At 46.7% G+C, this 23,077-nt stretch carries 21 protein-coding genes and 1 tRNA gene; 10 read left to right on the plus strand and 12 right to left on the minus strand.

The features are described from left to right. The first annotated feature begins 83 nt into the window (after positions 1–83). Together sdhE and OH773_RS03675 are read left to right on the plus strand one after the other, a co-directional pair. On the plus strand, positions 84–350 hold the full coding sequence (gene sdhE / locus OH773_RS03670) for an FAD assembly factor SdhE (RefSeq protein ID WP_064513590.1): 267 nt from the start codon (positions 84–86) through the stop codon (positions 348–350). Next, entirely contained in the window at positions 331–753 is a 423-nt protein-coding gene (locus OH773_RS03675) for a protein YgfX (protein ID WP_270143122.1), read from the plus strand. Before sdhE ends, OH773_RS03675 begins: the two co-directional genes overlap by 20 nt. A 7-nt stretch (positions 754–760) precedes the next feature. Here OH773_RS03675 and fldB read toward each other — a convergent pair whose 3' ends face one another. Beyond that, positions 761–1,282, minus strand: a complete 522-nt coding sequence (gene fldB / locus OH773_RS03680; RefSeq protein ID WP_183270557.1) for a flavodoxin FldB — start codon at positions 1,280–1,282, stop codon at positions 761–763. Positions 1,283–1,417: 135 nt separating this feature from the next. Here fldB and xerD point away from each other — a divergent pair, with 135 nt between their 5' ends. From xerD to OH773_RS03715, 7 genes are all read left to right on the plus strand, one after another. Further along, positions 1,418–2,314 (plus strand): site-specific tyrosine recombinase XerD, encoded by an 897-nt coding sequence (gene xerD, locus OH773_RS03685; protein WP_270143124.1) that lies wholly within the window; start codon positions 1,418–1,420, stop codon positions 2,312–2,314. Positions 2,315–2,338: 24 nt separating this feature from the next. Then, positions 2,339–3,055 carry a bifunctional protein-disulfide isomerase/oxidoreductase DsbC gene (gene dsbC / locus OH773_RS03690; RefSeq protein WP_270143126.1) on the plus strand — a complete coding sequence of 239 codons (717 nt, stop codon included), beginning with the start codon at positions 2,339–2,341 and terminating at the stop codon, positions 3,053–3,055. A 7-nt stretch (positions 3,056–3,062) separates the two neighbouring features. Next, positions 3,063–4,796, plus strand: a complete 1,734-nt coding sequence (gene recJ, locus OH773_RS03695; RefSeq protein ID WP_270143128.1) for a single-stranded-DNA-specific exonuclease RecJ — start codon at positions 3,063–3,065, stop codon at positions 4,794–4,796. 118 nt (positions 4,797–4,914) lie between these two features. After that, positions 4,915–6,013 (plus strand): peptide chain release factor 2 gene (gene prfB, locus OH773_RS03700; RefSeq protein WP_183270553.1). Its coding sequence is split into 2 segments (ribosomal slippage): positions 4,915–4,989 and positions 4,991–6,013, totalling 1,098 coding nucleotides; the frame shifts between segments, so codons are not numbered across the junction. Positions 6,014–6,022: 9 nt separating this feature from the next. After that, positions 6,023–7,537: a lysine--tRNA ligase gene (lysS, locus tag OH773_RS03705; protein WP_270143130.1), complete on the plus strand. Its 1,515-nt coding sequence runs from the start codon at positions 6,023–6,025 to the stop codon at positions 7,535–7,537. Between the two features lie 66 nt (positions 7,538–7,603). Continuing rightward, the gene (gene actS, locus OH773_RS03710) at positions 7,604–8,371 is read left to right on the plus strand and encodes an amidase activator ActS (RefSeq protein WP_270143133.1); all 768 of its coding nucleotides are present in this window, start codon (positions 7,604–7,606) and stop codon (positions 8,369–8,371) included. Positions 8,372–8,953: 582 nt separating this feature from the next. Beyond that, positions 8,954–9,027 (plus strand) — tRNA-Gly (locus OH773_RS03715). A 154-nt stretch (positions 9,028–9,181) separates the two neighbouring features. On the opposite strand, the gene OH773_RS03720 is transcribed toward OH773_RS03715, so the two are convergent. From OH773_RS03720 to OH773_RS03755, 8 genes are all read right to left on the minus strand, one after another. Next, the gene (locus tag OH773_RS03720; RefSeq protein WP_270143135.1) at positions 9,182–9,469 is read right to left on the minus strand and encodes a hypothetical protein; all 288 of its coding nucleotides are present in this window, start codon (positions 9,467–9,469) and stop codon (positions 9,182–9,184) included. Positions 9,470–9,550: 81 nt separating this feature from the next. Further along, positions 9,551–9,940 carry a hypothetical protein gene (locus OH773_RS03725; RefSeq protein ID WP_270143137.1) on the minus strand — a complete coding sequence of 130 codons (390 nt, stop codon included), beginning with the start codon at positions 9,938–9,940 and terminating at the stop codon, positions 9,551–9,553. Positions 9,941–9,966: 26 nt separating this feature from the next. After that, positions 9,967–10,392 (minus strand): hypothetical protein, encoded by a 426-nt coding sequence (locus tag OH773_RS03730; RefSeq protein WP_270143139.1) that lies wholly within the window; start codon positions 10,390–10,392, stop codon positions 9,967–9,969. A gap of 49 nt (positions 10,393–10,441) precedes the next feature. Further along, positions 10,442–10,723, minus strand: coding sequence for a hypothetical protein (locus OH773_RS03735; RefSeq protein WP_270143141.1), 282 nt, complete (start codon positions 10,721–10,723; stop codon positions 10,442–10,444). Positions 10,724–11,122: 399 nt separating this feature from the next. After that, positions 11,123–13,336, minus strand: a complete 2,214-nt coding sequence (locus OH773_RS03740; protein ID WP_270143143.1) for a sensor domain-containing phosphodiesterase — start codon at positions 13,334–13,336, stop codon at positions 11,123–11,125. Positions 13,337–13,459: 123 nt separating this feature from the next. Then, on the minus strand, positions 13,460–14,590 hold the full coding sequence (locus OH773_RS03745) for a diguanylate cyclase domain-containing protein (protein ID WP_270143145.1): 1,131 nt from the start codon (positions 14,588–14,590) through the stop codon (positions 13,460–13,462). Positions 14,591–14,967: 377 nt separating this feature from the next. Next, positions 14,968–15,486 carry a hypothetical protein gene (locus tag OH773_RS03750; RefSeq protein ID WP_270143147.1) on the minus strand — a complete coding sequence of 173 codons (519 nt, stop codon included), beginning with the start codon at positions 15,484–15,486 and terminating at the stop codon, positions 14,968–14,970. Further along, entirely contained in the window at positions 15,483–16,268 is a 786-nt protein-coding gene (locus OH773_RS03755; protein ID WP_270143149.1) for a winged helix-turn-helix domain-containing protein, read from the minus strand. The genes OH773_RS03750 and OH773_RS03755 overlap by 4 nt, the downstream gene beginning before the upstream one ends. Positions 16,269–17,184: 916 nt before the next feature. Between OH773_RS03755 and OH773_RS03760 the strand changes: the two genes are divergently transcribed. Continuing rightward, positions 17,185–17,790 carry a helix-turn-helix domain-containing protein gene (locus tag OH773_RS03760; protein WP_270143151.1) on the plus strand — a complete coding sequence of 202 codons (606 nt, stop codon included), beginning with the start codon at positions 17,185–17,187 and terminating at the stop codon, positions 17,788–17,790. A 105-nt stretch (positions 17,791–17,895) separates the two neighbouring features. On the opposite strand, the gene OH773_RS03765 is transcribed toward OH773_RS03760, so the two are convergent. From OH773_RS03765 to OH773_RS03775, 3 genes are all read right to left on the minus strand, one after another. Further along, complete coding sequence (locus OH773_RS03765) at positions 17,896–19,269, minus strand: HlyD family type I secretion periplasmic adaptor subunit (protein ID WP_270143153.1); 1,374 nt, start codon at positions 19,267–19,269, stop codon at positions 17,896–17,898. Next, positions 19,256–21,427, minus strand: a complete 2,172-nt coding sequence (locus OH773_RS03770) for a type I secretion system permease/ATPase (protein WP_270145665.1) — start codon at positions 21,425–21,427, stop codon at positions 19,256–19,258. Before OH773_RS03770 ends, OH773_RS03765 begins: the two co-directional genes overlap by 14 nt. A gap of 75 nt (positions 21,428–21,502) precedes the next feature. Further along, positions 21,503–22,846, minus strand: a complete 1,344-nt coding sequence (locus OH773_RS03775; RefSeq protein WP_270143155.1) for a TolC family outer membrane protein — start codon at positions 22,844–22,846, stop codon at positions 21,503–21,505. Positions 22,847–23,077: the final 231 nt, after the last annotated feature.

Consider the following 23,077-nt stretch of genomic DNA (forward strand, 5'->3'; position numbering starts at 1 on the left):
GGTAACATTCATTTAATGCGTGCAAAGAAAACACGTTACACTAAGATTTGTACCTTCTTTGTCAGAGAATCAGGAAAGAGCACATGGATATCAATAATAAAGCCCGAATTCATTGGGCGTGCCGTCGGGGAATGCGTGAGCTTGATATTTCGATTATGCCATTCTTCGAATATGAATATGACTCGTTAAGCACTGAGGATAAGCAGTTGTTTGTCCGCTTGCTGGAAAGCGATGATCCTGACCTGTTTAACTGGTTAATGAATCATGGCAAACCGGCAGATACAGAGCTGCAGCGGATGGTGACACTGATTCAGACACGGAATAAAGAACGTGGTCCTGTGGCAATCTGATCTTCGCGTCTCCTGGCGTGCGCAATGGATATCTCTTTTGGTCCACGGGATGATTGCACTGTTTGTGCTTTTAATGCCGTGGCCGATGAGCTACACGCTAATTTGGATGCTGCTGCTTTCGTTGGTGGTCTTTGACAGCGTGCGCAGCCAGCGCCGTATTCATGCTTGCCAGGGCGAAATGAAACTTCTGACCGATTACCACCTGCGGTGGCAAAACCAGGAGTGGGAGATTGTCGGTGCGCCTTGGGTCTTACGCAGTGGCATGATGCTGCGTTTACGCCGTCTTGGACGTAAACGCTGCCAACATCTATGGCTGTCTGCCGACAGTATGGATATTGGCGAATGGCGAGATTTACGCCGCCTGATGCAGCAACAACAGGCAAGCGGGAGTGGGGAAGTTTAAGCGGCTGTCAGGCAAATTTCTCGGCCATTTCTGCGAGAATTTGCTCACACCAGTTCTGGATTCGCTCTTCGCTTAAGTCGTACTGATTAGTTTCATCAAGCGCCAGACCAACGAACAACTGCCCATCAGCAATGACAGGTTTCGGGCTAGTAAATTCATAACCTTCTGTTGGCCAGTAACCAATAAACTGAGCGCCTCGTGGGGCGAGTTTATCGTGCAGCATGCCGAGCGCATCAAGGAACCATTCGCCATAGCCGAGTTGGTCGCCCATGCCGTAAAGCGCTACCGGTTTGCCCTCGAGATTCAGATTATCCAGTTGATCCCAGACGGCTTCCCAGTCTTCCTGTAACTCGCCGAAATCCCAGGTCGGAATGCCGAGAATCAACACATCGTACTGTTCCATCATGGCTGGAGCATCATCTTTAAGATTGTGCAGTGTCACCAGTTCGGGGCCAATGATGTCACGAATTTTTTCGGCAGCCATTTCGGTGTAACAAGTGCTGGAGCCATAAAAAAGGCCAATGTTCATCGTATTAACAACTCTTTTAAAAACGTGCAGGCCGCAAGTGTACCAGATCCCGTTGTGCATCATGCATAATGGACACAATTCGCCAAAGTTGGGCAGGTAAGTGAGGCTGTAGTGGGACAAGAGGTGGGACAAGACGTGGAACAAGATCTGGCCCGAATCGAACAATTTCTTGATGCGCTCTGGCTTGAGCGGAATCTGGCACAGAACACGTTAGACTCCTATCGCCGTGACCTTAAAATGGTCGCGGAGTGGCTGGAACGCCATGACCTAAACTTGCTGAATGTACAAACCAGCGATTTGCAGTCGCTGTTTGCTGAACGCCTTGAAGGTGGTTATAAAGCGACGAGTTCGGCACGAATGCTGAGTGCGATTCGTCGATTATTTCAGTATATCTACCGCGAAAAATTGCGTGATGACGACCCGAGCGTCATGCTTTCATCGCCAAAATTGCCGCAGCGTTTGCCAAAAGATCTCAGCGAAGCGCAGGTTGATCGTTTGTTGCAAGCACCTTGTATCGACCAACCCATCGAGTTGCGTGATAAAGCGATGCTCGAGTTATTGTATGCTACTGGTCTGCGCGTATCGGAGTTGGTGGGACTGACCATGAGTGATGTCAGCTTGCGCCAGGGCGTGGTACGGGTCATCGGTAAAGGCAATAAAGAACGCCTGGTGCCGATGGGGGAAGAAGCGGTTTACTGGCTGGAAAACTACCTCGAACATGGGCGGCCATGGTTGCTCAACGGTGTGTCGATTGATGTGGTCTTTCCCAGCAATCGCGCCCAACAAATGACGCGACAGACATTCTGGCACCGCATCAAACATTACGCCGTGCAGGCAGGCATCGATAGCGAAAAGCTTTCTCCGCACGTACTTCGACACGCATTTGCCACGCATTTACTGAACCATGGCGCGGATTTGCGAGTCGTACAAATGTTGCTTGGACATAGTGATTTGTCCACAACCCAAATTTATACGTATGTAGCGACAGAACGTTTACGTCAGCTGCATCAACAACACCACCCGCGAGCGTGAGTGGTAGAAGATAAAGGAATCATCATGAAAAAGCGTTTCTGGCTGCTGCCATTTTTAGCGGCTTCTCTGTCCGGTTTTGCTCATGCAGACGACGCAGCAATTAAGCAGTCTCTGGCTAAGTTAGGCGTACAAAATGCTGATGTTCAGTCTGCACCTGTGGCGGGCATGAAAACGGTATTAACCGATAGCGGTGTTTTGTACGTGACGGAAGATGGGAAACACGTTATTCAGGGGCCACTGTACGATGTCAGTGGCGCGCAGCCGGTTAATGTCACCAACAAACTGCTGGTGGGTAAACTGAACGCGCTCGAAAAAGAGATGATTGTCTACAAAGCCCCACAAGAGAAACATGTGATTACGGTGTTTACCGATATCACCTGCGGTTATTGCCATAAGCTGCACGAAGAGATCAAAGACTACAACGCACTGGGGATCACCGTGCGTTACCTGGCCTTCCCGCGCCAGGGTCTGCAAAGCCAAACTGAAAATGACATGAAAGCCATCTGGTGTGCGAAAGACCGCAATAAAGCGTTCGATACCGCCATGAAAGGTGAAGCTGTAGCAGGGGCAACTTGCGATACCAATATCGCTAACCATTACAATCTTGGCGTGCAGTTTGGCATCCAGGGAACTCCGGCGATTGTACTAAGCAACGGCACGGTCATTCCTGGCTATCAGGGGCCGAAAGAGATGAAACAAATGCTGGATGCACATCAACAGCTTACCAACTTAGGCGGGTAGTTGACGGGTGAAACAGCAAACACAACTTCGCCGTCGAACGGTTGATGAGTCCGTGGTGTTACCCCAGCAACTGCATCCTCTTTTAAAGCGCCTTTATGCCAGTAGAGGCGTGCGCAGTGCACAAGAGATCGAACGTGGCGTGGTAGGGATGCTACCGTGGCAGCAACTCAATGGCATGGATAAAGCCGTCGAGATACTGCACAACGCCTTCCGTGAAGGCTTGCGCATTATCGTGGTGGGTGACTTTGATGCCGATGGCGCGACCAGCACCGCACTAAGCGTGCTCGGGTTGCGCAGCCTCGGTTGCCAAAACATCAACTATCTCGTTCCCAACCGTTTTGAAGATGGTTACGGCTTGAGTCCAGAAGTGGTGGATCAAGCACATGCGCGCGGTGCGCAGTTGATTCTGACTGTTGATAACGGCATCTCTTCTCATAGTGGTGTTGAGCGTGCTCATGCACTGGGCATTCCGGTGATAGTGACTGACCACCACTTACCAGGGCCGGAACTGCCTGCGGCAGAGGCCATCATCAATCCGAATCTGGTCGATTGCGCGTTCCCGTCTAAATCTCTCGCGGGTGTCGGCGTCGCTTTTTATCTGATGTTGGCTATGCGTGCGCATTTACGTGATTGCGGCTGGTTCGAACAACAGGGTCTGGCGATCCCAAACATTGCCGAACTGCTGGACTTGGTTGCGTTGGGCACCGTGGCGGACGTTGTTCCACTCGATACCAATAATCGTATCCTGACCTGGCAAGGTCTGAGCCGCATTCGAGCGGGCAAATGTCGTCCAGGCATTAAAGCGCTGCTTGAAGTCGCCAACCGTGACCCACAAAAGTTGGCGGCCAGCGACTTAGGGTTTGCTTTGGGACCACGCCTGAATGCGGCAGGGCGTCTGGACGATATGTCCGTTGGCGTGGCGTTATTGCTCAGTGAAAACATTGGCGAAGCGCGCATGCTGGCCAATGAACTGGACGCATTAAATCAGACGCGTAAAGAGATTGAGCAGGGCATGCAGGTTGAAGCGCTGGCGCTGTGCCAGCAGCTTGAGCATAGTCATGATGAGTTGCCGTATGGCCTCGCGATGTACCACCCAGAATGGCATCAGGGCGTCGTCGGTATTCTTGCTTCTCGCATCAAGGAGCGGTTTAACCGCCCGGTTATTGCCTTTGCACCCGCAGGCGACGGCACTCTGAAAGGCTCCGGTCGTTCGGTGCAAGGCTTGCATATGCGTGATGCCCTCGAACGACTTGATACTTTATATCCAGGCTTGATGCTGAAGTTTGGTGGCCATGCGATGGCAGCGGGGTTGTCCCTCGAAGAAGCGAAGTTCGAAGAATTCCGTCAACGCTTTGGCGATCTGGTCGGTGATTGGTTGGATCCGGCACTGCTACAAGGCGTGATTTGGTCTGATGGACCTATTACCGCACAAGAAATGACGTTGGAAACGGCTGAAATGTTGCGTGATGCCGGACCGTGGGGGCAGATGTTCCCGGAGCCGCTGTTTGACGGTAAATTCCGTCTGTTACAGCAACGGCTGGTGGGCGAGCGCCATTTAAAAGTGATGGTTGAACCTGTCGGTGGCGGGCCACTGATTGACGGTATTGCTTTTAACGTGGATACCGCATGCTGGCCGGATAACGGCGTACGAGAGGTTGAACTGGCCTTTAAACTCGATGTAAATGAGTTTCGCGGCAATAGAAGCGTGCAGTTACTCATCGATCATATTTGGCCGATATAGCCCAATTACTTGGCTATAAAATGGCTACGAAACTATAAAAAGCGGCGTAATTCCGGTAAACTTTCCGGTTTACGACCGCATTTTCGTCTTCTGTCATCAACATAAGATAATACAGACCATGTTTGAAATTAACCCGGTAAAAAACCGTATCCAGGACCTCACTGAGCGCAGTGACGTTCTTAGGGGGTATCTTTGACTACGATGCCAAGAAAGAGCGCCTGGAAGAAGTAAACGCAGAGCTGGAACAGCCTGATGTGTGGAACGAACCTGAACGCGCGCAAGCGTTGGGTAAAGAGCGTTCTGCACTGGAAGCGATTGTCGAAACACTCGATCAAATGACTCAAGGCCTGGAAGATGTTTCCGGTCTGCTGGAATTAGCCATCGAAGCCGACGACGAAGAAACCTTCAACGAAGCCGTTGTTGAGTTAGATCTGCTGGAAGCCAAACTGGCGCAGCTGGAATTCCGTCGTATGTTCTCCGGCGAGTACGACAGCGCTGATTGCTATATTGATATTCAGGCAGGTTCTGGTGGCACCGAAGCGCAAGACTGGGCCAGCATGCTCATGCGAATGTATCTGCGTTGGGCGGAATCGCGTGGCTTCAAAACTGAAATCATTGAAGAGTCTGAAGGCGAAGTGGCGGGCATTAAGTCCGTAACTATCAAAATTCAGGGTGAATATGCCTTTGGCTGGTTGCGTACTGAAACTGGCGTCCATCGCCTGGTACGTAAGAGCCCATTCGATTCCGGTGGCCGTCGCCACACCTCCTTTAGTTCGGCCTTTGTTTACCCAGAAGTGGATGACGATATTGATATCGAAATCAACCCGGCCGATCTGCGTATCGACGTTTACCGTGCATCCGGTGCCGGTGGTCAGCACGTTAACCGTACAGAATCTGCGGTACGTATTACCCACCTTCCGACCAACACCGTGACCCAGTGCCAGAACGATCGTTCGCAGCATAAGAACAAAGATCAGGCGATGAAGCAGATGAAGGCGAAGTTATACGAGCTGGAAATGCAGAAGAAGAATGCTGAGAAGCAGTCGCTGGAAGACAATAAATCGGATATCGGCTGGGGCAGCCAGATTCGTTCTTACGTGCTGGACGACTCCCGTATCAAAGACTTGCGTACCGGTGTAGAAACCCGTAACACGCAGGCGGTACTGGATGGCGATCTGGACAAATTTATCGAAGCAAGTTTGAAAGCAGGGTTATGAGGAACCAACATGTCTGAAGAACAAGTACAGGGTACCGAAGCGGTCGATCTCAATAATGAACTGAAAGCCCGTCGCGAGAAGCTGGCTAGCCTGCGTGAGCAGGGTATCGCTTTCCCAAATGATTTCCGTCGCGATCATACCTCTGACCAATTACATGCAGACTTCGGCGCTAAAGAGAACGAAGAGCTGGAAGAATTGGGCATCGAAGTTGCCGTTGCTGGCCGTATGATGACTCGTCGTATTATGGGTAAAGCGTCATTCGTTACCCTGCAAGACGTCGGTGGTCGCATCCAGCTTTATGTTGCGCGTGATGATCTGCCAGAAGGCATCTACAACGATCAATTCAAAAAATGGGACCTTGGCGACATCCTCGGTGCACGTGGCAAGCTGTTCAAAACTAAAACCGGTGAGCTTTCTATTCACTGTACTGAACTGCGCCTGCTGACTAAAGCGCTGCGCCCACTGCCGGACAAATTCCACGGTCTGCAGGATCAAGAATCTCGTTACCGTCAGCGTTATTTGGATCTGATTTCCAACGACGAATCCCGCAACACCTTTAAAGTGCGTTCCCAGATCATGTCTGGTATTCGTAACTTCATGGTTGGCCGTGGATTTATGGAAGTTGAAACGCCAATGATGCAGGTTATTCCTGGCGGCGCGTCTGCTCGTCCGTTCATCACTCACCACAATGCGCTGGACATCGATATGTACCTGCGTATTGCGCCGGAACTGTATCTGAAGCGTCTGGTAGTGGGTGGCTTCGATCGCGTATTCGAAATCAACCGCAACTTCCGTAACGAAGGTATTTCCCCACGTCATAACCCAGAGTTCACCATGATGGAACTCTATATGGCGTATGCGGATTACAAAGATCTGATTGAGCTGACTGAATCTCTATTCCGTACTCTGGCGCATGAAGTGCTGGGGACTGCGCAGGTTAAGTATGGCGAAGAGGTGTTTGACTTCGACCAGCCGTTCGCAAAACTGACTATGCGTGAAGCTATCAAAAAATACCGTCCTGAAACCGATATTGCGGATCTGGACGATATGGCTAAAGCACTGGAAATCGCAGCGTCTATCGGCATCAAAGTTGAGAAGAGCTGGGGTCTGGGCCGCGTAGTCACAGAGATCTTTGAAGAAGTGGCAGAAAGTCATCTGATTCAGCCGACCTTCATCACTGAATACCCGGCAGAAGTCTCTCCACTGGCGCGTCGTAACGATGAGAACCCTGAAATTACTGACCGCTTCGAGTTCTTCATCGGTGGCCGTGAAATCGGTAACGGCTTCTCTGAGCTGAACGATGCAGAAGACCAGGCTCAGCGCTTTGCTGATCAGGTTTCAGCTAAAGATGCTGGCGACGACGAAGCGATGTTCTTCGATGAAGACTACGTTACCGCGCTTGAGCATGGCTTGCCGCCAACAGCAGGTCTGGGCATCGGTATCGACCGTATGGTTATGCTGTTCACCAACAGCCACACCATCCGTGACGTCATCCTGTTCCCAGCGTTGCGCCCGGTTAAGTAAGTTGTTGTGATTCCTCCCTTCGGGGAGGAATATTTACCTTTCAGTTAACGTATTCAGAGGATTAGTTTGCGCAAGGAAAGCACAGTCAGAAAGTGGGCACCGAATGCCATCGTCCTGCTAATCAGCCTGTTTCTCGTCGCTTGCTCATCAAATAAAGCGAGCACCACAAAAGCATCCGCAGGAAACTACAGCGGTCCTGTTTACACCGTAAAACGTGGTGACACTCTCTATCGAATTTCGCGTATGACTGGCTCAAGTGTCAGTGAACTGGCGCGCCTGAACGGTATCTCATCCCCCTATACGCTGGAAGTTGGGCAGAAAATTCGGATCAAAAGTAGCTCTGGCTCATCAAACTCTTCGAAAAAAACAGCCGTTGCGAAAACCTCTAAGCCACGTTCCACTTCGACCAGCAGCATTGCAAAAGTTGCACCACCGCCTGTTGGCTCAAAATGCTGGCGTTGGCCAACGACCGGTAAGGTGGTTGTACCGTTCTCCGATAGTGATGGCGGCAACAAAGGCATCGATATTGCGGGTAGCCGTGGACAACCGATTTACGCATCGGCCGCCGGAACCGTGGTATACGTCGGCAACCAGCTTCGTGGTTATGGCAACTTAGTGATGATCAAACACAGCGAAGACTACATCACTGCCTACGCTCACAATGAAACGACGTTGGTCAACACCAGCCAAAAAGTCACCGCAGGGCAGAAAATTGCCACCATGGGCAGCAGCGGTTCCGACTCTGTGAATTTACACTTCCAGATTCGCTATCGTGCGACCGCGATTGATCCGCAGCGTTATCTCCCACCGCAAGGCAGTAAGCCATCCTGTTAATTAATAAAGGCCAGACGGGTTCTGGCTTTTATTAAACGCAATTATTTGTGATCTATATCACGCAGTATGAGTTAAACCGCCTGATAATAACAATTGAGTTATTATAAGAAAGGATAATTTTATATTTTTCAGATGCTTAATAATATTTTTTATACCTTGTTAAAATTAAACTAATTAGCGCTATTAATCATATTCAAATCACTTAAAGATAAAGAAGAAGATTTTAATGCTACTTTTTTTATGAGGTTGATTTATATGAAAAGCTACTCATTAGTCCTTGGAATTATTTCATGCTTGTTCTTCCTGACGGCGGTGGCATATCTCCTGTTAAAGATAAGCTTGATATGAGCATGCAGGCATAAATAAAATCTGTGCGATGCTAAGTAGCCGCGCCTGATACCGCGACACTTTTGCCAGCCCATGCTTGCCTTCAAGGGTAGGCTCTCGGTGCCACATAAAATGTTGAGCCTTTCTCAGCGACGACCGCAGCAAACTAAAACAATCGCTTAATAATCCATCACATAAATTCAAAATGCGCTTGCCAGCATAAGCTGAACGTCTATAATGCCTACGCACTTCAAAGCGGGTGTAGTTCAATGGTAGAACGGCAGCTTCCCAAGCTGCATACGAGGGTTCGATTCCCTTCACCCGCTCCAGCTCTCCCCCTGAATCTCCCTAAGTCTAAATCACAAAGCTCATCATCACGTACCGTGCCAGGTAAACCATTGCCCATTCTTTGGATAGTTAACAACAAAAAAGCCCCTGCAAGATTTCACAGAGGCTCAATATCATGGGTAACAGATTTATCTGTTAGCGATAGAAACAGGTCGAACCGTTATCTGCCTGACTACCCCCGACCGCTTCACAATCCGGCAGAGTGACACCATCACGTGTAATCATACGCACGCCGTCGGAGCTTTCATAATCGGCCGCGGGTTGATTACCATCATTATCATACCGCTTATGGCCATGCTTATGGTGGTGGCTTGAGTTTTCGCTATTATCGTAATCATTATTGCGGTTATCAGGTGGTGGGATAATACAGCCAGATAAAGAAGCGACAACAGCAGCAGCCATAAACCATTTAATGATTTTCATATTTTACCCTGTGACAAGAAATAATATTATTAGATTTGTAAATACGTAATAAAAATTTTAAATTTATTCTTAATGTCTAAATTACTCACCATCATCCGGCTGTATCGCTACTTTTGTGATTATATTATCTTCACGAGTGACACGTAATGATGCGCCTGCACCAGGCTTAATAAATAATGATGGGTCCTCGCTCTGTTTCCAGCCGTCGGCAAGCAATCTGCTGTATGCGATATCAAGGGGCATTCCTTCAACTCGATTAATCAATGCCTGTAGCTGTTGATTATTTGTTGGTTTATGGGCGGCATTTTGGGCGCGGGTTTTGTGAATATCGCACGTCACTCCGGCACTCAATTCCGTACAGCCACTTCGTTCAAGCTGCGCGCGATACGTGTGGTTAATTGCCCAGGCACTGGTGCTGGTCGCACTGGCAACTAATAGCAAAATAAATGCAGAGCTAATTTTAGTCTTCATTGTGATCTCCTTAATACAGAATGCTTTTAATGTACGCTCACACCCATGATCTGGCCGCTGTTCTGGTTAATATCAAAATCAGCAATAAACCCTGCTTTTCTCCAGCGGGTACGTTCATCATTCAAGGATTCCCATCCTTGATCTTCCATGTAATCGACAGCCCGTCCCTGGTATTTACCGGCAATATGGCGGTCGATACCTCGTGCTACATCATCTGCGGCGTCCGGGTCTGCACGATGATGATGGTGATGATGGCGTGCTTCGGATGAATCGTCTGATGTGTCGTATTGGTTAGAATCCTCAGAGTTACACGTTCCGTTTGCTTCACTAACTTGTGTACAGCCAGAGTTTTCCAGTTGTGCGCGGTAAGCGTCACTGATGGCAAAGGCATTGTGAAAATACAAGCCGCTCAAGCATAACGTTAGCGCCAGAGTGATATTTTTTCTTTTCATTCTTAAAGATCCTGGGGTTTATCGTTCAAATACAGAAATTAAATAATTCTTATTGCACTTCATTCACTGCTGTATCGTTTTTCGGCTTTCCCCTCGTCATCCAGGAAAATAAAAACAGCAAAGCGCCAATAAGCAGCAGTGGTATAAATACGATGGCTCCACCGACTGCAAGTCCGACATCGGTCGCGAGTTCATCACCTGGTGCTGGATGTATATCTCTTACAGCCTGAAATACACGAAAACCTTCTACAATAAAGAACAGGCAATAGGCTCTGAAAACCCAAAGAGCGACGATTCCGAGAGCCTTGCGTGGTGGATTAATTTGTTTCATATAATTATTTCACACTCAGTTGGTTTAGGTTTGCACGCAACTTCCGTATTGCAAATAACCAATCCAGTGGTCTGATGAGCTCATTCTATTTAAAGGTGATGATTGTTCAAGAAATATATATGAAATTATATATTGTTTTAAGTGATTGATTTTAAAAGTAAATAATCTTTGCTGCTAATTTATGTGGAAAAATTGTTGTAATGTTGTTCTTTTTCGATGTGTATTGCTTGAACTTTAGTGTTAATTATTATTTATATGTAATTTAATTGTCATTCCAGGAGGGGGTGCTTTTTGTTTGTTATCTAAGATTAATCTAATGTCATAATTTAATAATTATACTTAATGGTTGTTTTTAATAAAAGCATACCTGGTTTTAGGTATGCCAGATAACTCCCGATATCACACACAATCTATTGGCACAGGTTTGCCGATTAAATAGCCCTGAACATAATCAATGCCCATGCGATAAAGTGTGTGGCGAATCTCTTCGGTTTCAACAAACTCAGCGACCACGGCCATATTCTTCATTCTGGCAAGCTCGCAAATGGATTGCACAATTTTGCAGTCTATTTCACTGGCGTTCATGCTATGAATAAAACTCCCGTCAATTTTGAGAATATCCGCGGGCATTGTCTTTAATCGCGCGTAGCTGGCATATCCGGTACCAAAATCATCAATTGCGATTTTACAGCCCAGGTGCTGTAAGGTTTTCAGGGTCTTCTCTGCCTGGATATTGTTTGTTAATTCATCGGTTTCTGTGACTTCCAGCACCAGTTGCGCAGGTGAGATGCTGTACTTAATCATCAACTTCTCAATATGATTTGCCATATCCGTGCGACAAATTGATGCCGGTGCCAGGTTAATAGCGTAACGCTGGTTTGGCCGCAAATGTCGAGTCTCATCCATATATTCCATTGTTTTATGCAATACCCATAAATCAATGCTTGAGGACATACCAAACTCATTTGCCAGTGGCAGGAAGGTATCGGGGAGAATGAGTTCATCGTTACTTCCCCGCATTCTCAACAGGACTTCGTGATAGCGGTCTCCGTCCTTGCTTTCAATCGGCTGCACCATTAAAACAAAACGATCCAACTCCAGTGCCCGCTGCAGTTGGTTCATCATGTCGACTTTTGCTTTTACCTGGTTCTGCACCTTTCGACTGCTTGGCTTTCTCAGGTCTACAGGCAGGTGAGTCGTGAGTGAAATTTCTGCCAGAGTTCGTAACTCACCAATCAATAAATACAGGTGGCCAACGGGGTAATTAATAATGCAATAGCTACAGCCGATTTGTGGATACAGTTTTACCCCATCACGGATAAAACGAAATTCTTTGGCTTTGCTATAGATCTCCGCAATACGAATTTCTGCATGTAACGGGCTGGTTCGTACGATTAAATCATGGCCTGAACTCATATAAATAAGTTCGTCACGATCCAGAACGGGTGCCAGATACAATGCAAGTTGCTGTTTATATTGTACTTGCATCAGCAGGCCATAGTGACGCCCCAACAGCTCAAGGTCTGGCATATACAGCTGGCATAATGCGGATACGGTGTTTTTCTTTAAGTCTGCTTCCAGTGCCAGTAAGTTTGGCAAATGGACAAGCGGGTCAATATGCATCAATCGCTGAGTTTTTAAATTGAGTGCGCGTTGACGGGAAATATTGATGGCCAGCAGAGTGAGCGTTATCGAAAATGCTGAGAAGGAAGAGGTCGCCACGGCAAGATGCAATTTATAATTAGCATCATGTGGGATGAAACTCTGAATATGATCGCATAACACAATCAACACGACCCACCACACTATCGAAATAGCGGCATGACCAAGACGCAATGTGCCCCAAATCATTAACGGCAGTAATAACGTCAGCGTGTAAATCGAATTCATTAGTGGCAACGAATGGTTTAGCGGGGTAATCATCAGTATCGTGAGTAAAGACAGGGAACCGAACAAACACACGAGTTCCGGTAAGCGCAAATCATCTGCCACCTGATGTCGAATCTTCTTAAAGTATTTCACCAGGTACAAAGGGTTTCTAATCGAACGAATAACCAGATACAACATCGGCAACCCAACCATATTCCCAACTAACATTCCCTGATAGTTAATTAATGTGCGGGCCGTTAAGGGGCTGATGTACATCATGGTCTCATGAATGCCAAACAATCCCAAATAGAGCTCGGCATGGAAATAATTAAGGAATAGGGTAGCGTTAATAAACACCAACCAAAAAATGCGTTGCCACGTTAGATTGTATCGCCCAAAACTTGTGCGGCCTCTCATGCCCGTGAAGTAGTAGTATCCAGCGCAGCTAATGGCGACCGACGTAAAATAGTGCAACATCGCCATTAATGCAGGTTCCAAACCACGGTCTGGGTAAATACGGTAAAATAAGCACAGAAGAATTCCGGGCAATGCCTTAAAACCATAAATCATGGTCAGGATGGTGATCAGAGCCATGTTCAGGTAAAGGAAAGGGATTTCAAAGCCATCTATCGTGACGTAGGCACTCAAATACTGTGTTATGGGATAGAGCAGGAACGGCAGAACCAATGGAAGCGCCCACCATCTATCTTTAACTCTGTTATACGCGGTAGAAAGTTGCATCATCAATGTTTGCTTTTATTCACTAGTTCCAGGTTTGGAGTGATTCACAAGCATCCATTGCTTAAGAATGAGTATTTTATCGATCGGCTGTTATCGTTTTTTAATGTCTGTGAATTAAATTAACCATTAGCTCGGTAATGACATCTCTATTTCATCATAAAATGTGATGCTTTTTTTCCCTCGATTTTTAATGTAATACATGGCTACATCCGCTTTTTTAAGCAACGTGGCGACATCATTGCCATGTTCTGGGTAAATGGATATCCCGATGCTGGCAGAGATAAAGTCTACTGTTGTTGCAGAGAGTTCATAACTACCCGCAATCTTTGAGAGCAATTTTTGAGCGAGTTGGATAACAACGTCTTTATCTTTTTGGCAAATAACGGTGATGAATTCGTCGCCACCAATTCTGGCGACAAACCCTTCGTTGCTGACGCTTTCTTTGATGGTGTGAGAAATTTTCACCAGAAGCTCGTCCCCTACGGCATGCCCCCAAACGTCGTTCACGCGTTTAAACCCATCAAGATCGATAAACATGATAAATAAGGGATCGGTCTGGTGAGTGAAAAGGGTATTAAGATGTTTTTGCAGATAGAGACGATTGGGTAATTGTGTTAATGAATCATGCTGCGTCATTTGCTTCAGCATTAAATTCTTTTTAATTAGCTCACGCTTGAGCTGTTCATTGCTTAAGTGTTCTTTAAAATTAACAAACCAAATGAAGATCGCCAGTAAAAAGACCAATGCGACAAGCCCGGTTAATGTCATGGTGATGATACTTTCGATGTAATCATCCTGGCTTGAAGGCATTGCAGACGAAGGGATAGAAGCCATGTTTATTTGACATGATCCTAAAAAATGCATTATTGCGACACCCGAACTCAGGGTAAGAGTGGCACCAAGTCGATAGAAGTTGGCATAAATATCGTTCCTGCTCGTCATGACCAGCATCATATGGGTGAAGCGCAACATGATTAGCGATGTGATGAAAATAACGGCCAGTGACAGGATGATGTCCGTTGTGCTGACACTCATGTCGCCTGCATTGACGATGGCTGCCATTCCCAAATAGTGCATGGACGCAGCGCTTGCAGAAAAGAGTAAAGCAGGGAGGAGATAGTGTTGGCTGCGCAGTTTTTTGAATAAAAAACAAACAAAACCTAAAGAGCAACCAACAATCGCGATCAGTAATGAGGCCAGAGTTTTTTGAATGTTATAATTAATAGCATGACTATGATGATGTGCCTGTATCACCATATAGTGCAAAAGCCATATCCCACACCCCATCGTTGGGCCGCTAAATAAAGGCCAACAATAATGTTTTTTACGCGAGCCCGCCTTACATAGCCAAAAAGAGACATAAAAAGCCATGCACGCGATAATTATGGCGAGTAAGACTAATGAAACATCATAATTAAATAACATATTTAACTTAAAATTTACTCTTGAGAGGCATGCTTGTTTTTCTAATCAGAAATAGCCGAGTGAATAATAACGATGTGTTTATTATCTTCAAGGGGTTTTTATTCTTTTAGAAAAATAATAGACAACCAAACCAGTGGTTGTCTATTAATGGACAATAACTCTCGCGGTACTTCTGTTTATTACTGCTGAGTGTGCATGTTGAGCACATTTTACTCGTCGTCAGGAAGCATAAACTTCTGACAGTACAAGTAAGGGATCCCTTCTCGGGTGATGAGATCTGCGTCTTTGTTCAGCGAAAAAATATCGATGTCCGTTACGCCAGCACTTTTAAGATAAAAGTCGGGTAGAAATTGCTGAAGTATCCCTGATGGAGTTGTTTCGCGGTTCGAGATGATAATCTGGCGAGATACCCAAACTGGGCTGAGTCCGTAATCAGCATGGGTAAAGAGAATAGTACGCTGAACGGTGTACTCTTCCTGAGCACTGACATTAATGATGCCGTTAATGTGAGCAATACCTTTGCCGTCGCCAGATTTAAAATCAATGATCCCTCGAAAGGACGCCTTGTCTCTGACTATTTGTAAATTCGCACGGCAGGCAAGATTGTGTCGTGCGTCATTGGAAGGCTGATGAAGATACAGCGCCAGGCTGGAAAGAATAGCGACGCAGACTAAAAAAATGACGCGTGTCTGAGTTCGAATTGAGGCAATCGCTGTGAATATCTTCATTGACTATCGTACCGAGGATAATAGACGGTTTGACAAGAGTTACCTTGTGATAACTCCATACTGGTGGTACAGAGAATGACAGAAATATTTTTTGTTTCAGTGTACGCCGTTATATAGAGATAGTTATCGTCCTTGCACAATTCAGGATGCTCTTTGATGAACGCCTCATGGCGGAGATGGTTACTGGTATCACCATTGAAAAAGTAGTGGCATTGACCATCATATTTCTTCGGGGAAACATAACCTGAAAAATATTGCTCGCTATATACACGGGGATAGAGGACGACTCCCATTATTAACACGGTGGCGATAATCATCAGCCATTCTGTCAGGTTTAAAAAAGAGCGCTTTTCATTTATGGTTTTATAAGGCGTCGATTCCCGCGTTATTTCTATGGGTAATGCTTCAGGCTGCATCTCAGGTACAGGATCATGCTGCACCTCCACACTTATTTCTTGCTGGATGATAAGTCCCTTGCGTGGAACCGTCGTGATGATTTGTTTCTCTAGATTCATTTGTACAAAGGACTTTCGTAAAGAAAGAATACTTTGATAAAACGCGTTAAAACTTACCTGCCGATGGCTGTCTCCCCATGCAAAAGCGAGCAGCTCATTCTGCGTGACAATTTCACCATGGTTTCTGAGTAGCAACAAAAGGCATAAAGAAGCTGTAGGCTTGAGTTTTATCTGTTCATGGCTATCCGTATGCACCAGACACTGCTTTGAAGGGATAAATAATATTTTATTTTCAATAAGATAAAACAGTTTGTCTGCTTCGGACATGTTGCCAATACTCTCGTTAGCTCAGGCAGGTTTTTGACACATGCCATGGTAAGCATTTGGGGCAGGGAATGACGGTATGTCATCGCTGGCCTGTCCCGTCTTGCGCTTTATTTTAGCTTTTCACAATACTTCTAACAAATGATAAACACACCACAAACAATAAAAATTCACTAAAATCAATGTCATACATATTTTTGATGTTTCTTTTTTAATGACAAAGAGAAAGATCCCGGTGCAAAGATAAAAAACATTACCTTAGCCCTGGAGATAAATATACTCAGTGGCAAAGATGTGAGCGAGTTGATGCCAGGGTGATGTCCTTCACTGCCAAAAACGCGATACGATAAATAAAATGATTCTCTGAGTTGTCTGGTCGTTTTTCTATCATCATTGATGATGCTTTTACATAACAATGGGCGTTAGCCATTGAGAGCGCAAAGCGAGCGTGCTTTAGAGACTATCCCTTTTGGCTCTTAGTTGCTAAGGCAATTATTTACTTGAGCAATCAATGGAATATATTGTTTTATCAATTAACTGGCCATTTTATTTAATGTGTTTTACTTTTCAAGCTGTTTTTAATACCTTCAGATTATTGAAGGGAAATCGTGAAAACGTTAAAGATAACACACCTTAAAGTCAGCTTTGGTAAACTCTTGTGAGCATAGCGAAATAATATGAAGCAGTACGGCGCTTGCCTTTCATGAAGAATATTAATTTTGCATGTAAACTATAAGGTTCCTTATCTAAAGCCATCATCCACAGATGTTAAGAACGTTGGCTTATTAAGTACAGGTTTCTCCTTATATCCTATATTGATATAAGCGATGAGTAATGAGTTATAAAAATGCTTAAGGGCTTTCTCCTTCACTGGGTGAATGGAGATAATCTATATCCACAATCTAAGTAAGAGAAATTGATGTCCAGCCTGAACGTAAATGAATCTGTAATGCTCATTGGCGATGAAATAAAAAAATCAGAAAATGCGTATTTTTCGTTGCGAAAAAAACGTCAACGCATTGAGCTGAGAAAGGATGGCAATTTATTTTTCCTGGAGAAAGGAACCGTCTCCGTCTACAGAGTCGAAAATGACCTGGTAACGATAAGCCTCACCGCTCCGGCAATATTAGGATTGGTGCAAATGCGCAGTGAAGTGGCATCGCATTATTTACGATGTGATTCGGACTGCGAAATGTGGGTGATGAGCACCGCGAATGCCAATGAGTTGCTGACAAAGAAAAACTTGTGGATGCATGCGTTTGATATTTTAACCAGCCATCTTCAGCGCTACTTCCAGCGTGAAAATATGCGTTCTCACAAAACTATCCGCGAAATTGTGACGGAGCATGTGAAGCATATATGGTCTCTTGATCCAGAAATTCGCGATAAAACGTCGGTTTATACTTTTATCCTGAGCCGAAATCATATCTCGCGAAGTGCTATCCATAAGGTGCTACAAGAATTAGTTAATGAAGAAAAGTTAACGCTAAAACGTGGCAAGTTAGCTTCTTTTCATTGCCAGTAAGCTTTCTGCCAGTTTGTCGGGTGGATAAGCGATAGCGCAATCCACCATTAACGACGTATCGAGAGAAAAAAGATTCAGCCGCAACGTTATCCGTTGCGGCTTTTTTTATCTTTCGCGCAGTGCTTCCGCTTTGGCTCGAATAATCGGCTTCAGCAGATAACTCAGAATCGATTTCCTGCCCGTTAAAATATCAACCGATGCGACCATCCCCGGAATAATCAGCATCGGGTGTTCTTCGCTGCCCAAATAGTTTTTATCGGTTCTCAGACGGGCAATGTAATAACTATGCCCTTCTTTATCCGTCACGGTATCAGGGCTAATCTGCACCAACTCACCATTCAGGCCGCCATACGTGGTGTAATCGTAAGCGGTAAATTTCACCACAGCATGCTGACCAGGGTGCAGGAATGCGATATCGCGTGGCTGAATTTTCACTTCAATCAGCAGTTTGTCATCAAGCGGAACAATCTCAACTAAATCGCTGCCAGGCTGGATAACGCCGCCAATCGTATTCACCATCACTTGTTGGACGATACCGCGAACCGGTGACACCACCATCGTTCTGTTCACCCGATCTTCCAGTGCTTTGCCCGTCGCTTCGGCCTTGCTCAGATTGGTGCGCGCTTCATTAAGCTGTGACAACGCATCGCTCTGGAAGCGGTTACGGCTTTCCCCAATCTTATTCTCAATCTCTTTGGCTTCGGATGCGGATTTCGGCAGCGACAAGGTGATGGAATCCAATTGACCTTTGGTTTCCACTTCCGTGCGGCGCAAACGCAGGATCTCGACTTTAGAAATTGCACCAGACGCCAGCAGCGGTTCTGACATTTTGATTTCTTGTTGCAACAAACTCAGGCTGTGCCTGAATTGATCCTGCTTGGATTTAAAATCAAGTAGCTCCTGTTTCTTCTGCACTAACTGCTCTTGCAGACCTTCGATTTCATTCTGGAATTGGCTGCGACGGCTATTGAACAAATCAGTTTCACCCCGTGCTACATCTGGTGCCTGTTTCACGATGTCGTCAGAAATAATGAAATCTTTGCCTTCCGCTTCGGCTGTCAGGCGGTCAATTTTTGCCTGTAAACCGAGTTTGTCCGCTTCAGTCTCACCGACGTTTGAGGCAAAACGCGTATCATCCAGGTGCAGCAACGGCGCGCCAGCATTGACAATTTGCCCTTCATGAACAAACAGTTGTGTGACAATACCGCCTTCAAGGTTTTGTATTTTTTGCAGACGTGAAGAAGGAATCGCCTTGCCTTCGCCGCGCGTCACCTCATCAAGCTGTGCAAATCCGGCCCAAACGAAGGCCAGAACGACTAAAAACAAAATCGTCCACAGCGTCAGGCGAATAACGCGTGGTGAATCATCAATAAGTGCATGACTGACTTCATTGATGTTTTCGGCCTGATTCTCATCGCGCCCCTTAAAGTAGGGGCCGAGGTGCTGGCGCAAACGGGTAAATAAATCAGCGAGACGCATTGATTTGCCCCTTCTTCAGCGCATCCATAACGATGGCTTTTGGGCCATCAGCGATAATGCGCCCTTTATCAACAATAATCAGGCGATCAACCAAAGACAGCATCGACGCTTTGTGAGTCACCAGCAGTAAGGTTTTATCGGCGACGAATGGCACCAGCGCCTGTTTGATTCTGTCTTCACTGGTGTTGTCCATTGCACTGGTGGGTTCATCCAGTAACAAAACTGGTGGCTCCAGCAACAATGCGCGCGCCAGTGCTACGGCCTGGCGTTGGCCGCCCGACAGTTGCATTCCACGTTCACCGACTTGTAGGTTGTAACCGTCAGGATGAAGACGAGCGAACTCGTTGACTCCCGCGAGTTCTGCGGCCCGCAACATTGTTTCGTCATCCACATAACGCGCACCCGAAATCAGGTTATCGCGCAGTGTCCCGTTAAATAGCTGAATGTCCTGTGGCACGTAGCCAATGCTATGGCGCAGATCGTTCACGTCCAGCTGACGCGCATCGACATCGTCGATCAAAATGTTACCGGCGGTCGGCTGATACAGATTGATAATGAGCTTGCTGATGGAGCTTTTTCCCGACCCGCTGCGGCCGATGATCCCTACACGTTCACCGGGTTTTATCGTCAGATTTATCTTTTGCAGCGAAGGATTTTTCTGCTCGGGATAACTGAAATCGACATCTTTGAATTCGATGCTGCCGCGGAAGTTTTCGCGTTTCAGAGGGTGTTCATGCTCGCGTCGTTCCTGCGGCATCGACATCATTTTCTCTGTGCTGTTGATGGTCAGTCGCGCTTGTTGGTAACGGGCGATTAGCCCCGTGAGTTGCCCCATGGGCATCAGCGCACGGCTATTGAGCATGTAACAAGCAATCAGGCCGCCCATACTCAACTTGCCGTCAATAATCATGTATACGCCTACGATAATCATGATGACGCCAGACATTTGCTGGAACCAACCGGTCAGGTTACTGGCAAAGCTGGATAACGTTTTTACACGTAATTCCAGGCGGCTCAGGCTACCCAGCGTCTGTTCCCACTGATACTGACGTTCGCTTTGGGCATTGTTCACTTTAATGGCATCGAGGCCGCTGAGCGTTTCAATCAGCAACGCCTGGCGCTCGCTTGCCAGACTCATTGTCTTGGCGACGGCGGCATTGACCGGTTTTTGCAACGCCCAGCTAATCAGCAAAGCGATGGGGAAGGTGAGCAAAGGGATCCAGGCAAGCGTGCCGCCAATAATGCCGATAACCAACAGCAGCACCAGCGTAAACGGTAAATCGATAAGCGTGGTTAGCGTGAGAGATGAGAGGAAATCGCGCAACGACTGAAATTCGTGAATATTCTGTGCAAAGCTGCCCACGCGCGCAGGGCGTGCTTTCATCTCCATGCCGGTGATACGTTCAAACAGCGTGGCGGAAATAATCAGGTCACTCTTTTTCCCGGCAATATCGAGGCAGATACCGCGTAACATTTTTAATATCAAATCAAAAATGAACGCCATGCAAATACCCACCGCCAACACCCACAGCGTGACGGTCGCATGATTGGGCACCACCCGGTCATACACGTTCATGGTGAACAGCGGTGTACCCAGCGCGATAAGGTTGATCAGCAGGCTGGCCAGCACCGCATCCATATACAGGTAGCGCGAAAGCTTAAGCGTATCTTTGAACCACGATTTTGTGCGCGGCAGGAAGGACTCAGATTGCAGATCAAACTCATGGCGCGGGTGAGCGAAAATAACCTGGCCCGCATAGCTTTGCTCAAGTGTTTTGGCGTCAATGCAGATTTCGCCGCCTTCGCTTTCACTGGGCATCACGCGTGCAGAGCCGTCTGCATTCCAGCCCAACAATACGGCCGCACCGCCATCACGTAGCAGGAGAATGGCCGGGAGCGACATCGCAGGAATTTTATCCAGCGCACGTTTAATGACGCGGGCTTTTAACCCCGCTCTGGCGGCGGCACGCGGTAAAATAGCCAGCGTCAGGCGGTCGTTTTCCAGCGGCAAGCCACTGCTTAATGTTGAGCGGCTGGCCGATTTACCCTGCAATGAGCAAAGGACCAGCAAACAATCGAGCAACGGATCGTCATTGCGGCTACGCGGGTCATGATAATGCGACTCCTCAATCGGAGGAGCCTCAGACATGGTATTCATGTTGTCGACGTGTGAATTCATTTATATGAATGTTCCTGACGCATTTATCCTGCTCGAATTGTTTTAGTCTTATTATTACTTGAGTTCGGGTAATGCATTGTTATCAGCGGTGTCAATTGGCTGACCCGCTGGAGTTGGATTAATTTTCAATGCTTTTAATAATTCACCCGTGCGTGCAAGAATTCGGTAACCAGAAGATATTTCCAGATAACGTAATTCAACCAGTCGACGCTTAGATGAGAACACTTCGTTTTCGCTGTCTAATAAATCCAACAGAGTACGTTCACCCAGGCTGAATTGGTCCTGATAAGCCGTGCGGACTTTTACTGTGCGATCGGCATATTCTGCTGCCGCGGGTAATTGGTCTTTTGCACTTTTTAATGCAGACCATGCCAGCCCCATTTCCTGGTTCATTTGGCGCAGGGTATTATTTCTCACGTCTTGCGCTTGTTTTTCCAGATAAGCACGGGAATCCATTGCGGCTTTATCGCTACCGCCCTGATACAGGTTGTAATGGAGTTTCACCATCGCTTGCCACTCTTCTGCATGGGCGCGCGTCGTATCCGTGTCGTTACTGATACTGTGGGAAACCGAAACATCAACACGTGGATAAAACGTGGATTTCGATGCTTCGTATTGCTGATGCGCCGCTTCAATATCGGAATTAGCAGACTTCAGCAGCGGGTTATTGGATTCCATTATCCGCTTCGCGTCTTCCAGCGATTTCGGCAGCCTGCCATCAATTTGTTCAGGCAGACTCAGGTTTTCAGGGGCTTCTCCCGTCACACTGACAAACGTGGTATGGGCATCTTCAAGGTTAGTTTGTTCGGTCAGCAAGTTATTGCGAGCCTGCGCCAGGCGGGCTTCCGCCTGCATCAAATCACCAGAACGCCCAACACCCTGATCGGTACGCAAACGAATTTGGTCGTAGATGCGCTCATGATTTGCCAAATCATCCTGTGCCAGGCGCACATATTCCTCGCGTTGCAGCACGTCGAGATAGGCCTGAACCACGTTTAATGCGGTGGTTTCGCTCACGTTCAACACGGTAAATGCGCGGGAATCAACGGTTGCTTTCTGGCGACCCACTTCGCTGGTCGTTGCGAAGCCATCAAAGACGTTTTGATCGAGGCTCACCGTGGCATCGTTCGGGGAAAGATTCATCCCGCTATCATTGCCGCCAGCACGCGTCGTCGCATCATTCAGGTTTTTTTGTCCCGCTTCAGCATTTAAATTCAATGAAGGGAGATACCCTCCGCGTGCGGCGCGTAAATCTTGTTCCGCCGAATAGCGGCTATTTACCGAAGCATTAACTTCAGGGTGGCTGGACAGGGCATGTTCTACGGTATTTTGTAAGCTTTCTGCGTTAACAGATTGTATTGATAAAACACCAAAAATAAACAAGAGGAACTTCTGCATTTAATGAAGCCTTATTATGCGCGTTAATGATATCCCTATATCACGCCTTATATCCCTTTGTGCTTTTAACACAAAACATCATACTAATTAACAAGTGCAGAGATGATTATCTGATTGCATTAAATGACTTTCATTCGAAATGAAATTTGATGTTTCTTAATGTGATGTTTCACTTTGCGTTATTTTTGATTATATTTAATACTCAGTCAAGCTTGTGAGAATAGAAATATA

This window comes from Buttiauxella sp. WJP83, assembly GCF_027594725.1.
Classification (GTDB): Bacteria; Pseudomonadota; Gammaproteobacteria; order Enterobacterales; family Enterobacteriaceae; genus Buttiauxella; species Buttiauxella selenatireducens.